This is a genomic window from Brunnivagina elsteri CCALA 953 (assembly GCF_002289455.1).
Lineage (GTDB): Bacteria > Cyanobacteriota > Cyanobacteriia > Cyanobacteriales > Nostocaceae > Brunnivagina > Brunnivagina elsteri.
Genome location: NZ_NTFS01000143.1, coordinates 1 through 14,936 on the forward strand (window position 1 = coordinate 1; position 14,936 = coordinate 14,936).

Below are 14,936 nucleotides of genomic sequence, written 5' to 3' on the forward strand. Positions count from 1 at the left end.
TTTTATTCGGGGCAATTCGGGTACTTGTGTTTACACCGTAGTCCAGAGGGAGAGAGACTTAAAATACCAAATTTTCGTTCTATTTTTATCCAAGGTGAGTTTCTCTAGCTACGCTGCAACTTTGCGTAACTGTGAATATACGACATCGTGATAGTAGTTTTGTAACTGACGGGTTGCAGCCCCCCATCCCCAACTTTCAGCTTCACTACGGGCATTTTGACGAATTATTTCCCGTTCTTGTTTTTCTTCCAAAAGACGAATTGTTGCCGCGATTGCACCTGCATCGCCTGTTTTGGGGTCGAACAAATAACCATTTACCCCATTGGTGACAATATCGGGAATTCCCCCCGAATTTGCCGCAACTACGGGACATCCTGCTGCCATTGCTTCTAATAATACCAATCCCAGGGTTTCTGTGCGGGATGGGAAAATAAACGCATCGGAACTGGCAAAAGCCGCAGCCAATTCAACCCCTCTTAAATATCCGACAAAATGGGTATTAGTATCGGCAAAATGTGCTTCCAAAGCTTGACGGTGGGGACCATCACCCACTAATGCTAACCTAGCATTAGGAATAGCTTCCATAATTGGTTTGATACGTTCGATTTCTTTTTCTACTGACAACCGCCCCACATATAGCAATAATGGACTTTCAGGGGAATTTTGGGACAAGTGCGATCGCATTTCCTCGCTTTTTCTAATCGGGTGAAATATCTCCGTATCCACTCCCTTTTGCCACAAATCCACCCTTTCGATACCGTGGGAACTCAATTCTTCACACATGGCAGTCGAAGTACACAAATTTAACGCCGCTTGGTTATGTCCTAGTTTTAACAACTCCCACAGCAACCCCTCCAATGCACCTAAACCGTAGTGTTGTAGGTATTGCGGCAAGTGGGTATGATAGGAAGCAACTAAGGGAATATCCTTGATTTTGGCATGAAATATACCAGACAAACCCAAAACTGCCGGGTTTACCACATGGATAACATCGGGTCGAAACTCATCCACTGCTTCCCCAATCGATGGACGTGGCAATGCCATTTTTAACTCAGGATATAAAGGTAGGGGGAAAGCCGAAACACCATAAACTTTTGCTCCCTTGTACTCTGTCATCCCACCTTCAGGACAAACAACCAATACTTGATCACCATGACGTTGCAAATGGTCAACGGTGTGACTTAAGCGTGTCACAATCCCATCGACCTTGGGCAGAAAAGTTTCCGTAAAAAGGGCGATTCTCATAAATTAGTTACTAGTCATTGGTTATTTGTCAAGAGTTCTTTGTATTGCATTAGAAAAGTTATTGAGAAATTTCTAGTACAATTTATCCTCTGTTGTTGAGGATACCGTTATTCTGACCCTGTATAGCTTTGAGTTAATTCTAATTTTTCTCTCAATGTAGAATCTAAGATTGGATAAACTTTTTGGACAGGTACAATTAAGTTCCCACAATGCGGAGGTAACTGACTAATTTGAGTAATACCAATTCTATGTGAGGCTGCACATTATTTGACCTCTCCATACCTCCCCTTAGTAAGGGGAGGTGCCACAGGCGGTGGGGTTGTTTTATGTGTCTTCATATCAAATTGGTACAAATAATTTATTGTAATTAGCATCACTTTTTGAAAGAGTAGGAGCTGGAGAATAGGACAACAAGTCATTTCCAATGTCCCATCCCCCATGCCCAATCCCCAATTACCTCTTCCAAGTAACCTTCGGCAGAATTTCGTTTTTGTTAATGCGATTTTGATACTTCACAGCGAAGTTCAATAACGAGTCAAGTAACGAATCCGACAGTAAATGGGGTTCTAAACCCAAATCTAATAACTTGGTGTTTTTGGCGTTGAAATAATGTTCTTCCTTCTCAATTCTGGGATTTTCCAGGTGATTGATGTCCACATTCAACCCAATTGAATTTCCGGCTTTTTTCACCATCATCGCCAAATCACCGATGCTGAATAACTCGGTAAACTGGTTAAATACGCGAAACTCGCCAGATTGGGCTGGATTTGCGATCGCAATTTCTAAACAACGCACGGTATCGCGAATATCTAAGAAACCGCGTGTCTGTCCACCCTTACCATAAACAGTCAAGGGATGTCCCACGGCAGCTTGGATGCAAAAACGATTTAATGCCGTACCAAATACACCATCGTAGTCGAGACGGTTGATTAACATCTCGTCCATCCCGGTTTCTTCCGTCAAGACACCGTAAACCACACCCTGATTGAGGTCGGTTGCCCGTAAACCCCAAATTTTGCAAGCAAAGTGGATATTATGACTATCGTGGACTTTGCTCAAGTGGTACATCGAACCGGGTTGCTTGGGATAGGGCAAAGTATCCTTACGTCCGTTATGTTCGATGGTTATGTAACCTTCTTCAATATCAATGTTGGGTGTGCCGTATTCACCCATTGTCCCCAGCTTGACTAAATGGCAGTCGGGGAAGTCATCTTTCATTGCGTAAAGCAAATTCAACGTCCCAACTACGTTATTAACCTGCGTCACCACAGCGTGTTCGCGGTCAATCATCGAAAACGGTGCAGAACGTTGTTCCCCAAAATGCGCGATCGCATTCGGTTCAAACTTATGCAGCGTTTTACTCAAAAACTCGTAGTTAGTAATATCACCAACAAATAGGTCGATAGATTTACCCGTCAAATCTTTCCAGCGCTGGAGACGTTGCTGAATCGAGGCGATAGGCGTAAGCGTTTCGACTCCCAATTCATTGTCCCAGTGCCGTCGCACCAAGCTGTCTAAAATTGCTACTTCGTAACCTCGATTAGAGAGATATAGAGCGGTTGCCCAACCGCAGTAACCATCGCCACCAATAACCAGGACTTTCATTTTCACCAGTGTTTACTCGCTGATAGCTAAATCTATCAGGTTTGTGTCCCTTCTAAACCACTCTTGTGCAAGATTGTAAATAATTTCTGCTAGTAATTTCTCAGTAATTAATGTTGTTCTCACAACAATTATGAAAAGCGGATACAGCAGTTCTAGGTCATAAAAATACTTGTTATGAGGTCTTGATTTATATACCGTAACTCTTGTCTTTTTAAGGTATAGCCATGATTTACAGAGATTTTTTCTCTGAATATAAGACTCAATAATCTGATTTATTACCGTCAATGGATGTAATAAAAATAACCTTAAACAATGTCAAATTAGTGACTACCATATCACCCTTGCTAACAATTTTGAATCTGAGCTTTACGTAAAGTTAAGATTCAAACTTAGTTTTCCTATTCGCTGGAGGTTTGTTGAAAATTCTTTATTCGTCAACTAAACCTCGTCCATCTCCAAACAAACGAGTTTTTGATTCTTACAGAACAGAACGCGGTAGCACACTTGGTTTCGGATGCGCTAGGATAAGAGAATGTAAACAAATGTTAAGAAATTGCCGTCAAAGCGTTTTGCCGTCTTGACAAAGGCAGGGATAACCGATAACTTAAGATACATACCCGGGTAAGACCGTTAAAGAGTAATATGCAAGCGAAGCAAAAGGTAACTTTATACTTGTCGCCAGAGCTGCATCGGAAATTAAAAATCCGTTCGGCAGTCGAATCAGAACCGATGTCCGAACTAGCCGAGCAAGCGCTGGTTTTCTACCTAGCAAATTCTGAGTTAGTTGACGAAGTTGAATCAAACTATGGCAAAACCCATAGAGTATATTCCTGTCCAAATTGTGAAAGCTCATTAGTTTTGCGAGATGGTGAATTAGCGACTTTAGGTAAACAGCCGGCAGTCATTAACCAACAATCTCTCTCCACAGATGAAATGGACGAGGACAAATCCAATCCGAAGGGAGAGGAAGAGTTAGTTCCTTGTTAGGAATATATTAGATAACTGAATAAATCCGTCGCTTTAATTTAAGTTTTTTTAATTTAAGCTTAATTTATAATCGGTATCTGTAAGGTCTTAATCAAGGTAGGTCTCAAGAAGGTCGAAGTTATGAAAGAAGAGCTCAACATTCTCATTCAGGCTCAATACCCCCTAATCTATCTTGTGACCTCAGAGGAAGAGCGGGCAGAGCAGGCTATTTTTACAACCGCTCAATCCTCGAAGCCGCAACGTCGGGTATATATTTGGACAGTAACTCACGGCATCGTTGAGTATGGTCAGCCCAGAAATGTAACCCAGCACAATACCGTTTCCCCAGAAGCTGCTATTGAGTGGATAATTAGGCAGAAAGAACCCGGCATATTTATACTTAAAGATTTACATCCATTTATAGATGCCCCTGCGACAACAAGGTCTTTGCGTGATGCGATCGCATCTTTCAAAGGTACGAATAAAAATATTATTTTAATGTCGCCGATGCAACAAGTACCCATCGAGTTGGAAAAAGAGGTAGTTGTATTAGACTTCCAACTTCCTGACATGGGGGAATTAAATAAAGTTTTAACATCCCATATTGACCAAAATCGTGGTCGTAGGTTAACAACAGAAGCAAGAGAAAAACTTTTAAGAGCTGCTTTGGGTTTAACCAAAGATGAAGCCGAAAAAGTCTACCGAAAGGCACAGGTCACAACCGGGCGTTTAACGGAAGATGAAGTTAACATAGTATTATCTGAGAAAAAGCAGTTAATTCGCCGCAATGGGATTCTAGAATATATAGAAGAAGATGAAACCATTGAAGCGGTGGGTGGACTGGAAGAACTCAAAAGGTGGTTAACACAACGTTCCAATGCTTTTTCAGAAAGAGCAAGGGAATATGGGTTGCCCCAGCCAAAAGGGATGCTGATTTTGGGTGTTCCTGGTTGCGGTAAGTCATTAATAGCCAAAACCACTTCCCGGCTGTGGGGTCTGCCCCTGCTACGCTTAGATATGGGACGGGTTTATGATGGTTCGATGGTCGGGCGATCGGAAGCTAATTTACGGAATGCCTTAAAAACTGCCGAATCGATTTCTCCAGCAATCCTCTTTATCGATGAGTTGGATAAATCCTTTGCGGGAAGCGGTGGTTCCGGTGACTCCGACGGCGGCACATCAAGCCGAATCTTTGGTTCCTTCCTAACCTGGATGCAAGAGAAAAAATCTCCCGTATTCGTAATGGCAACGGCAAACCGTGTCGAAAGGTTGCCAGGAGAGTTTTTGCGGAAAGGTCGGTTTGACGAGATATTCTTTGTGGACTTACCCACACCAGAAGAACGGGAAGATATCTATAGAATCCACTTAACGAAACGCCGAGAAGACATATCACGCTTCGATTTGCAACAACTAGCGAAAATGTCCGACGGTTTTTCTGGAGCAGAAATTGAACAAGCGCTTGTTGCGGCAATGTATGAAGCATTCGCCCAAGACCGCGAGTTCACACAACTAGATATTATTGCTGCACTCAAAGCCACGCTCCCACTGTCTCGAACGATGCAAGAGCAGGTGACAGCCCTGCGAGACTGGGCAAGACAGCGTGCCAGACCAGCAGCAGCTTCAGTCGCTGAATATCAGCGAATGGAGTTCTAAAAGCTTTCCTCTGCTACCACAGGGGGAAAGGCTAGCTTTACCGCTAGCGCAATAGAAGAAGCCGTAAACATTAATGAATACGGCTCGGATTTAAACTTCGATTTAAACTATCTTCTCTTTTGGAGGAAACCCAAATGTCTCATTTTAGCACTCTCCGTACCAAAATCACCGACGCTGAAATCCTCAAATCCTCGTTGCGTGACATCGGTATTTCCGTTAAAACCGAAGCAGATGTTCGTGGTTACAACGGTCAGCGCCTTCGTGCTGATATCGTTGCTGTTCTAGAAGGCGAATATGACCTTGGTTGGTCTCGCAACACCGATGGTTCTTTTGACTTGATTGCTGACCTTTGGGGCGTTGCTAAGAAGCACAACCAAACCGAGTTAATCAACTCGATTAACCAAAAGTATGCTGTTAACAAAACCTTAACAGAAGTCAAGCAACGCGGTTTGCAAAATGCCAATGTTAAGTTGGTATTGCAATAATCAATTCTTTGCGCGTTCCTAAAGCATCACGGGTTAACCGGTTTGAGAGCTGTTAACCCACTTTTTTAGAGGACTGAGATTTATTTCTCAGTCCATATTTTTTTGTTAGTGATTAATGGTTAATAGCTGGTATTTAGTAGCCATTAGCTGGTAATCATCTTCTGAATTTAAATTTAGCATTTCTTAATAGCAATTGTCGGTCGTCTGTGATTCAGTTGGAAAAAATAAGGTAAGTTTGTAGTAAGCATTTATCTAAGAGAACATATTAGAAAAAATGAGACTGCTATTTGTGGAGGATAAACCCCACTTAGATGATATTTTAAAAGTATCTCTCAATGTCATGTTGTAGCTTGCTTCCACGAAGGGGTATGCGGCGTACTTACAGAAGCCACAAGGAGTTTTACCCCATTACAAATATGGTTCTCGGCAAGTAGTGATTTGGGTTTGGGATTTGCGATCGCAATTGTTTCCGCTCATGGTGGTAAGTTTTTATGTCGAAAGCAATCTCAGTACATACCCTTCCGCAAGGGTAGAGTCAATAGGTATTTTAGATTTCAATATGGTTCAGTCATGACGACGCAAGGAAGCGAAGACAATTAAAATTTTTAAAGTAAACGAGGTTTAAAGCAGTTTTTAAGGTTTTCTTACTACTCGATTTCATCAATCCAGCTTTGAATTGCGCTGAGTAAATTCGGTTGATTAGCTGGAAATCCTCGTAATGGTGCTTCTATTTCATGATTAGTAATCAATGTGATATGTAGCACGTCGGTGAGTTTGCGACAAAAGGTAATAAGTTCTTGATTTGGCTGGCAGTTGTTAAAAATTAAGGCTAGATTCTTGGTTCGCAGTTGATTTTTGATTTGAGGAATCATTCTTTTAAGTTGAGGTGCGTTGCTGACTTCTGGGATTTCTACATCTGGAAATATAGTGAGATAAATTTGGTTACAGATTTCTTGAGAAATTGCGATCGTATCTGTTTCATCTTCTAATGTTTGCACGTTGATAAGGATAGGATATGTTTTATTAGTGGATTGTAGCTGAAAAGTGATATTTATAAATTGCTGTTCTAATGTTGTCATCGAATAATTTTCACTATGCCAAGCTCGGTAAAAATCAGGATAATTCATGCTTTGGGCACAATGTAAAAGTATGTCATAGCAAGCATCAGTACGACAATCATACTGTTTATACAAGTATTTATTTAATCTATTCACTACTGTTGAATAAAGACTGAATGGTGTAGTTTCTTTTAATGCTTCAACTGCTTCCACAAGAATATGTTGGTTTTGAGTATTACAGACTAATTCAATTAAAAAAGTAGTAGCCTCTGAATTAATAGAGTCAATTCTATTAAGTATTCTGGCAGCCTCGCACTTACATAAATCATCTCCATATTGTTGCAGTATCTCATATAGAGTATTAACAATAATAGGACTTGAAAAACCTATGTTATACAAGCTATTAGCAGCATCGCAACGTGTAATATTGTCATTACTAGTATTTAGTATCTTTGTTAAAGAACTTATAATATTTTCACCATCTATTGCTATTTTTCCCAAAAAAATTGCTGCCATTCCAATAATAGAATCGTCATCATAAGTTTCAATTATATTAATTACACTATTAATAATATTAGATGCCTCAATAGCTTCTAAGTTAATATAATGGATGGCATTTAATGTCATAAAAGCTGATTCTAGCGTATCATAATCTTGGCTTTGCAACATTTTATTGAGTATCCAAAATACTTCCCAACTACCTTCAGGATCGACGTGGGCTAGAATACTAGCATAACACTGAGACTCTTCTTCAGTCGAGCTATCCCTAATAAGTTGATTTAAAATAAATACAGTCGAATCTTTATTAACTTTGCCAATATTATACCAAGCTGAAAGAGAGATATAAGGTGGACTGTTGCTTATTATATATGCCATAGCTTTTAATGCTATATCACTTCCCTTACCAATTTCTCCTAAGCTATTACATGCATATTGTATAATGCCTATATCATTTGGGTCAGCTTGTAATAATATTTGACTTAATATTTTAACTGCTTTTAAGTTTCCCTTGTCAATTTTTCCAATTAATACAGCAAGGTTACAAATTTTATATTTACATAATTGTTTATTTTCCATACTATTCTCTAAAATACTATTCAATTTTTCAATTATTATCTTATTGATATTTATTAGTGTTGTTGTCACTATATTTTCTATTTCAGAGTGTAGTTTACTGTTAAAAAAAACATCAATAAAATACTTTATTATTTTATCAATTTTATCATCATTTTTACACTCATAACTGCTTAATAATGCCAAGTAGTAGACTCTATAGAGATATATATTTTCAAGTTCATCATCAAAGCTAATTAATGCGTTAATATACTCTTTTTGTTGACGCTTAGATAGATTATCTCCTTCTCTTCCCATCCATAGTAGAATAACTTCTTTCCACTGCGGTTCAAAAATGCGATAAGTACCTTCATCTGGATTATCTGGAACGTGATTTAAGAAATAATACCAATCGTCAATAGCTAAAGCTGCGAAGTATTCTTGAAAATTCTGATGCCAGAAAACAAAAATCTCTTCATCTATTTCTGTTCTTCCTGCTAAAACTAACCAACCGACATCACAAGCTAATTTAAATAGCTTTTCATCCATGTGTTCACGACATAAACTCCGTGGTAACTGAAATCTATAATTACTATCAATTCCAGTTAAAGCCAATTTCCCCAAAGCTTGATGTAATTCACCTTTTAAATCATCAGACTCAATCAACTCTACTGGAATATTTTTAGGCTTCCATTCATAAAAATATCGAACATACCTTTGATAAAGTCCAGCTTTGGTTTCTGGTAATTCTCCATTTTCATCACGATAAAATATTTGACATAATAGTGACAGTCTGAGAGGATTTTGTACTAACTGATATATTCGTTCGTGTCTTGATTCTTTTAATTTCGCTTGTAATATTTCACCTAAACCTGTCTTTTCAGCATGGGTAAACCAATCTGTAATAAACTTATCAATTTCTTCTGGTTTAAATTCCTGGGTTTTATATGTATCAAAACCTGTTAGCGGACGATTGATATTAATATCCCAAACATTGAGACGACAGGTTAGTACAACTCTGACTTCTATCAACCAATCTTCTTTTAATTCCTTTTCAAGTTTTGTTAATGCAGAAACAGGTGAATTTTCTCCCATCTCATCGACAGCATCTAATAACAGCCAAACATCACTCTTCCGGAAGCGTTTAATTAATTCTCCTTCATATACTGATGTATCGTTAATTTCAGGATTAAATAATCCCATTGCTTCGGGAAGCCATTTTTTAAGTAAATAATCCTGTAAAGTCAAATTTCCTAAACTTGCCAAACTTACATAAATGGCTAAATTTTGAGTTTTTGATTGAATAAAATCTGCTATTTTACTCAATAAAGTGGTTTTTCCTGCTCCTGGTTCTCCAATAATCGCAATATGTTTATTTTTACCTGATGTCTGTTTCCCAATTACCTGTTGGAGAAACTCTTCATTTTTATAAATTTGTGTAATGACTTCTTTTGGTGGTTCGTAATTACGACTAGATTCTTTCCCAATCCAACGCTGTTGTTCTTTACGTTCTACTAAACCCAGGGGTATATCAATATTTACTTCAAATCCCATTGATGTTGCTTGGTGTCTTAGTCGCTGAGTTTCTTGCTGTTTTTCCAGCCTTTTTTGGCAAACCAAATACCAATCAATCTCATTTGGCTTGTTTAGCACGGTTTTAGCTTGGGGAAACCACTCGCTAGCGTCAACAATATCTGTCGGTTGGAGTTCTAATGCTCGTGCGATCGCTTCAATACTCTTTTTTTCAAGTCTCTCTCCACGAGACAATGCCTTAATTCGATCGCTACTTATACCTGATTTCTCCTCCAACTTCTCTATCGTGTAATGCTTCTCTTGCTTTTTCTGCTCAATCAGGATTAGTCCTTGTTTTGTTGCTGCAAAACCTCGCTTGCGCTGGTTACTCATACGTTGAAGCTAATTCCATTACAACTATCAATAACTTAATGAATTTCTAAGGATTTTGGGAAGTGTAGATAAGGGCAAATAACAAACTTATTATCTACCGCTATTTGCACTGTACCGGACTGATTAGTCTTGATAATCTCATTTCATAAGCAGAAACAACACTTCTCAAGCTTTTTGGAAACCTATGCAATTACTCAAAAGCAAACTTTTTACCCACCACTATGCGAAACCCTCTTGGAACAATGGGATTGGATACCTTGAAGACAGCCGTGGTTTTCGTCTCCCAGGAACAACAAGCATTATCCAAGCGAGCAAATCCCCACTACAAAAAGCCCAATTAATTCGCTGGCAACAAAAACAGGGTTCTGACCAAATTGTAAAAGCTTCAAAAGAGCGTGGAACTAGTATCCACAAATTAATTAACAATTATTTGATAGTAAAAGCTTCCAAAGAAAGCGGGATATCGCTCCATGAGTTAATTAATAATTACCGCTTTTCCTATGAACCTTTTTCTTGCCCTGACTCCATCGAACCTTATTGGAATAACTTACTACCGATACTAGAAAATATCGACGATATCAAGCTGATTGAAGCAAACTTGTTTCACTATTATCTCGGCTATGCAGGCAGGGTTGATTGTGTTGCTAGTTATCTTGGCATCCCTTGTATAATCGAATTTAAAACAAGCGATCGCATCAAACCTCTATATGATGAACCACTACAAGTATCTGCATATTGTGGTGCTGCCAATCGTCAGTATGGTTTAAAGCTGAAGAATACAATGCTGATTACTACTACCCCAGAAGAAACTTGTGTAACTTGGTTTGAACCTGACGATGTAATGGAAAACTGGCATTTGTGGAAGCAAAAAGTCGCTGATTTCTGGAAAAATAATCAAATTGCATCGTAGATTCAAACTCTCTCTCCACCACTTCGTAGAAACAAGCTAGTCAGGAGAGAGGTTTTTTAAAAATCTCAAAAACCCCCTTCGCGATCGCAACCCCAAAAATTTCATCAACAAATGTCACCCATATATGGGATGCTGGACAATCGATAGCTATTGTGTCCAGATGCCTAACTCTTCAGTCACCGTTACCGTTCCTGCTACCACTGCCAATTTAGGAGCAGGGTTTGATTGCATTGGTGCAGCTTTAAGTATATATAACGAGTTTAAATTTACTCTCCTCAGTGAAGGGAAAACACATATTACTGCTACTGGTAAAGAAGCAGAACGAGTAAATACAAATATTCAAGACAATCTGCTTTACCAATCCTTTGTCAAACTATGCGATCGCATCGGAAAAACTCCCCCTTCTGTAAAGATGGAAATTGGTTTGGGTGTACCTTTAGCACGAGGTTTAGGTAGTTCGGCAACTGCTATTGTTGGAGGGTTAGTTGCTGCTAATGTCCTTGCTGGGGAACCTTTGAGTCAGTCTGAAGTGATGGATTTAGCTATAGAAATAGAAGGACATCCGGATAATGTTGTCCCTGCATTAATTGGTGGTTGTCGTCTCGCTGCCACTGGTGCTTCTGGTTGGGAAATTTGCGATATTCCTTGGCATGAAAGTATTATCCCAGTTGTCGCAATTCCCGAATTTGAACTTTCTACAGCCGAAGCAAGACAGGTACTACCAACGGAAATTAGCCGTGCTGATGCGATTTTCAATATTTCCCATCTGGGTTTGTTACTACGTGGTTTGGAAACTGGTAAACAAAATTGGTTACAAGCATCTCTGCAAGATAAATTACATCAACCCTACAGAAAATCACTGATTCAAGGATATGACAAAGTTAGCGCTGCGGCTATTTCTGCCGGAGCTTTCGGGATGGTAATTAGTGGTGCTGGTCCAACCCTCTTAGCATTAACCGATACAACACATGCAATTGATGTTGTCGTGGCAATGGCATCAGCTTGGCAAGAATTAGCCATCAAAGCCGAAGTGCGATCGCTCGCGATTGAGACTCAAGGAGCAAAGGTAATAAAAGGGAGTGGGGAATAAAAATCGTGGAACAAATCCCAGCAGAAATCAAGGCACTCGAAGTCGAAATCGCCGCTTTGCGGGAAGAACGTACCGCACTCAAATCCGTTACATTCAATGTGAGTGATGACTCACCCCAAAATATTGCTGCTTCTTACCGTCGTCAAGCTAGGGAAAATCCCGAAACTGCCATCGAAATCCAAGGAATTGATGATGCTATTACAGCCCTAGAAGTTCAACTTCGGCAAAAACAAGCCCAACTAAAACGACTTCCAACCAAAGTCCAACGGGCATTACAGGAAGAACAACTCGAAGCAGCCCGCAACCAAGCCCAAATCCATGCCGATCGCATCAATATATTAGCAGCAGAACTCGGCGATGAATTACGCAACCTCAAAGCCTGCGCTAACGAACTTAGTCCCCTTTACTGGCAGGTTTACTATAAACCCTTTATTACTGGCTTTAAAACCATCTCGGTTCCCTACGTTCGTTCTGACGGTGAAGTTTGGACAATTGTAAATCGAATTGTTTAAAGAATTGGAAATTAGATTTCTCTTCTTCTCTTCTTCTCTTCTTGGCGCACTTGGCGTACTTGGCGGTTAAACTCCTTTATTAGGCTAAAACATCAGCCCTTTCAATAGGTTCATATGTACTACCAATTTTGAAGCTGAAACCCTCATTATTGCGTTACCGTCAAATTAAGTTTTTTAGTTATCCATACAAGTTGACGAGATTCGCAGATCAAAAACGGTCAATATATCGCCGATCAAATTGTTCGTTTTTTTGAAGATTTCCCATAAGCCTTATTTTTAGGGGGTTAATTGGACATGTTTTTTGGTCACAAAATCTAGTACTATTGTTCGCGTTGAAAGGGCTGGGCTAAAACATCAATCAATGTAAAGCTATGTAACGAATTCATGGGTAAATATCGCTATTGACTTAACAAAACTTTATGCATAGAATGGATTTGCTTCAACGGCAATAGGTATTTATTACTTATTTTTCTACTCTATGACCAAAATCCGATTTTATAGGGATTTATTCCGTTTACAAAAGTAAACAATGGTTAATAGAATGTAATTAAAGTTGAAAAACAAAAACGATTGTCAGAAATGAATACTTTAAATTTTCCTTGGCTGAGTGCCATGATTGCCTTACCCGCAGTAGCGGCAATGGCAATACCCTTCCTCCCCGACAAAGAAGGTAAAACCGTCCGTTGGTACACATTAGGCATTGCGATCGCGGATTTTGGATTAATGATTGCTGCCTTCTGGCACAATTACGATTTTCAAAGTGCTGATTTCCAACTTGTGGAGAAATATGCTTGGATTCCTCAATTGGGCATGAACTGGTCACTTGCAGTTGATGGAATCTCGATGCCCCTAATATTGTTAACCGGATTAATAAATACACTTGCAGTATTCGCGGCTTGGAAGATTACCAACAAGCCGCGATTGTTTTATGCAATGATGCTGTTGATGTACAGCGCCCAGATTGGGGTATTTGCAGCGCAAGATATGTTGTTATTCTTCCTGATGTGGGAAGTTGAATTAGTACCTGTATATCTATTAATTTCTATCTGGGGTGGTGCAAAACGCCGCTACGCCGCTACTAAATTTATTATCTACACAGCAGCCGCTTCCATCTTTATTTTGGTTTGTGGTTTAGCAATGGCTTTTTCTGGCGACACATTTACCTTCGACATGGTACAACTGGGGCTGAAAGAATATCCCCTCGCTTTGGAATTGGCTATTTACACAGGATTCTTAATCGCTTACGGCGTAAAACTTTCGATCTTCCCCTTCCATACATGGCTTCCTGACGCACATGGTGAGGCACCAGCAGCTGGTTCAATGATTTTGGCTGGTGTGTTGTTAAAAATGGGTGGTTATGCATTAATCCGCTTCAACATGGAAATGCTTCCCAATGCTCACGTTTACTTTGCTCCTGTTTTGGCGGTTTTGGGTGTAGTTAACATCATCTACGGTGCATGTTGTGCCTTTGCTCAAACTAACCTTAAACGTCGTTTAGCTTATTCCTCCATCGCTCACATGGGATTTGTGCTGATTGGTATCGCTTCTTATACCGAATTGGGTATTAGCGGTGCAGTTTTGCAAATGGTTTCCCACGGTTTAATTGCAGCAGCTTTGTTCTTCCTCTCTGGTGTCACCTACGAACGTACCCACACCTTGATGATGGACAAAATGGGTGGAATGGCAAAGGTAATGCCCAAGACATTTGCACTGTTTACTGTTGGTTCGATGGCTTCCTTAGCTTTACCAGGGATGAGTGGTTTTGTAGGTGAGTTGATGATATTCTTGGGTATCACCACCAGCGATGTTTATAGTTCTAGCTTCAAGATTGTAATTGTATTCTTGAGTGCAGTTGGTGTAATCTTGACTCCGATTTACCTGCTTTCGATGTTACGTGAAGTATTTTACGGCAAGCAAAGCGAAGAATTACATCTTGATGAATTTGTTCAGGATATCAATCCTCGCGAATTGTTTATCACCGCATGTTTGTTAATTCCCATCATAGGTATTGGTTTGTATCCTAAGATTATTACCCAAGCATATGATGTGAAGACAGTACAAATTGCTGAACATGCAAGGGAAGCCCTGCCTGTAGTTGCAGCACAACAACCAGCTAGCTTGTACTCTCAAGTATTTACTGCACCAACTTTGGCTGATGCAAACGTTGCTGAGTTAGTTAAATAAAGACTCGTGCAGTTAGTTAGTAAAAATAGAATACCAGTGGTGTTAGGGGACGATCGCGCGATCGTCCCCTAAATTTTGAGAATTATTGAAAACATTTATGAGAAGTCGCAATACTACATCTCTACATTCATTTTCGGAGATGTCTAGTATTTACACTTACAGCTTAATCCTAAAATCTATTAAAAAATTACTTTTTCTTTACTTGAAAATGATAAACATTTATTTGTTTTCAGAGAACAAAGTATAAACTTATTAGGTATATGGATTTAA

The 14,936-nt window shown here is 39.5% G+C and carries 11 protein-coding genes; 8 read left to right on the top strand and 3 right to left on the bottom strand.

Annotated elements, in window-relative coordinates; translation table 11 throughout:
• Window positions 1-108: 108 nt before the first annotated feature.
• Together CK510_RS14045 and CK510_RS14050 are read right to left on the bottom strand one after the other, a co-directional pair.
• Window positions 109-1,245, bottom strand: a complete 1,137-nt coding sequence (locus CK510_RS14045; protein ID WP_095722293.1) for a glycosyltransferase family 4 protein — start codon at window positions 1,243-1,245, stop codon at window positions 109-111.
• 453 nt (window positions 1,246-1,698) lie between these two features.
• Entirely contained in the window at window positions 1,699-2,850 is a 1,152-nt protein-coding gene (locus tag CK510_RS14050) for an NAD-dependent epimerase/dehydratase family protein (RefSeq protein ID WP_095722294.1), read from the bottom strand.
• A 642-nt stretch (window positions 2,851-3,492) separates the two neighbouring features.
• Here CK510_RS14050 and CK510_RS14055 point away from each other — a divergent pair.
• The 4 genes from CK510_RS14055 (at window position 3,493) to CK510_RS31770 (ending at window position 6,554) form a co-directional block, all read left to right on the top strand.
• Window positions 3,493-3,837: a slr0373 family blue light stress response protein gene (locus tag CK510_RS14055; protein ID WP_095722295.1), complete on the top strand. Its 345-nt coding sequence runs from the start codon at window positions 3,493-3,495 to the stop codon at window positions 3,835-3,837.
• A 120-nt stretch (window positions 3,838-3,957) separates the two neighbouring features.
• Window positions 3,958-5,469 carry a stress-responsive protein Ycf46 gene (gene ycf46, locus CK510_RS14060; protein WP_095722296.1) on the top strand — a complete coding sequence of 504 codons (1,512 nt, stop codon included), beginning with the start codon at window positions 3,958-3,960 and terminating at the stop codon, window positions 5,467-5,469.
• Between the two features lie 134 nt (window positions 5,470-5,603).
• Window positions 5,604-5,954 (top strand): DUF1257 domain-containing protein, encoded by a 351-nt coding sequence (locus tag CK510_RS14065; protein WP_095722297.1) that lies wholly within the window; start codon window positions 5,604-5,606, stop codon window positions 5,952-5,954.
• A gap of 438 nt (window positions 5,955-6,392) precedes the next feature.
• Complete coding sequence (locus CK510_RS31770) at window positions 6,393-6,554, top strand: hypothetical protein (RefSeq protein WP_158224904.1); 162 nt, start codon at window positions 6,393-6,395, stop codon at window positions 6,552-6,554.
• A 47-nt stretch (window positions 6,555-6,601) separates the two neighbouring features.
• Here CK510_RS31770 and CK510_RS14070 read toward each other — a convergent pair whose 3' ends face one another.
• Entirely contained in the window at window positions 6,602-9,970 is a 3,369-nt protein-coding gene (locus CK510_RS14070; RefSeq protein WP_095722298.1) for an NACHT domain-containing protein, read from the bottom strand.
• 184 nt (window positions 9,971-10,154) lie between these two features.
• On the opposite strand from CK510_RS14070, the gene CK510_RS14075 reads away from it, so the two are divergent.
• The 4 genes from CK510_RS14075 to CK510_RS14090 all read left to right on the top strand — a co-directional run bounded on the left by CK510_RS14075 (window position 10,155) and on the right by CK510_RS14090 (window position 14,666).
• Window positions 10,155-10,880, top strand: a complete 726-nt coding sequence (locus tag CK510_RS14075) for an exonuclease (RefSeq protein WP_095722299.1) — start codon at window positions 10,155-10,157, stop codon at window positions 10,878-10,880.
• 124 nt (window positions 10,881-11,004) lie between these two features.
• A complete protein-coding gene (thrB, locus tag CK510_RS14080; RefSeq protein WP_245912142.1) occupies window positions 11,005-11,970 on the top strand; it encodes a homoserine kinase in 966 nt (321 codons plus the stop codon).
• Window positions 11,971-11,975: 5 nt separating this feature from the next.
• Window positions 11,976-12,482, top strand: coding sequence for a hypothetical protein (locus CK510_RS14085; protein ID WP_095722300.1), 507 nt, complete (start codon window positions 11,976-11,978; stop codon window positions 12,480-12,482).
• Window positions 12,483-13,061: 579 nt separating this feature from the next.
• A complete protein-coding gene (locus CK510_RS14090; protein WP_095722301.1) occupies window positions 13,062-14,666 on the top strand; it encodes an NAD(P)H-quinone oxidoreductase subunit 4 in 1,605 nt (534 codons plus the stop codon).
• Window positions 14,667-14,936 lie beyond the last annotated feature (270 nt).

Excerpts from the sequence above, each read along its gene's own strand:
- CK510_RS14045 (WP_095722293.1), bottom strand. The coding sequence starts at position 1,245 with ATGAGAATCGCCCTTTTTACGGAAACTTTTCTGCCCAAGGTCGATGGG.
- CK510_RS14050 (WP_095722294.1), bottom strand. The coding sequence starts at position 2,850 with ATGAAAGTCCTGGTTATTGGTGGCGATGGTTACTGCGGTTGGGCAACC.
- CK510_RS14055 (WP_095722295.1), top strand. The coding sequence starts at position 3,493 with ATGCAAGCGAAGCAAAAGGTAACTTTATACTTGTCGCCAGAGCTGCAT.
- ycf46 (WP_095722296.1), top strand. The coding sequence starts at position 3,958 with ATGAAAGAAGAGCTCAACATTCTCATTCAGGCTCAATACCCCCTAATC.
- CK510_RS14065 (WP_095722297.1), top strand. The coding sequence starts at position 5,604 with ATGTCTCATTTTAGCACTCTCCGTACCAAAATCACCGACGCTGAAATC.
- CK510_RS14070 (WP_095722298.1), bottom strand. The coding sequence starts at position 9,970 with ATGAGTAACCAGCGCAAGCGAGGTTTTGCAGCAACAAAACAAGGACTA.
- CK510_RS14075 (WP_095722299.1), top strand. The coding sequence starts at position 10,155 with ATGCAATTACTCAAAAGCAAACTTTTTACCCACCACTATGCGAAACCC.
- thrB (WP_245912142.1), top strand. The coding sequence starts at position 11,005 with ATGGGATGCTGGACAATCGATAGCTATTGTGTCCAGATGCCTAACTCT.
- CK510_RS14090 (WP_095722301.1), top strand. The coding sequence starts at position 13,062 with ATGAATACTTTAAATTTTCCTTGGCTGAGTGCCATGATTGCCTTACCC.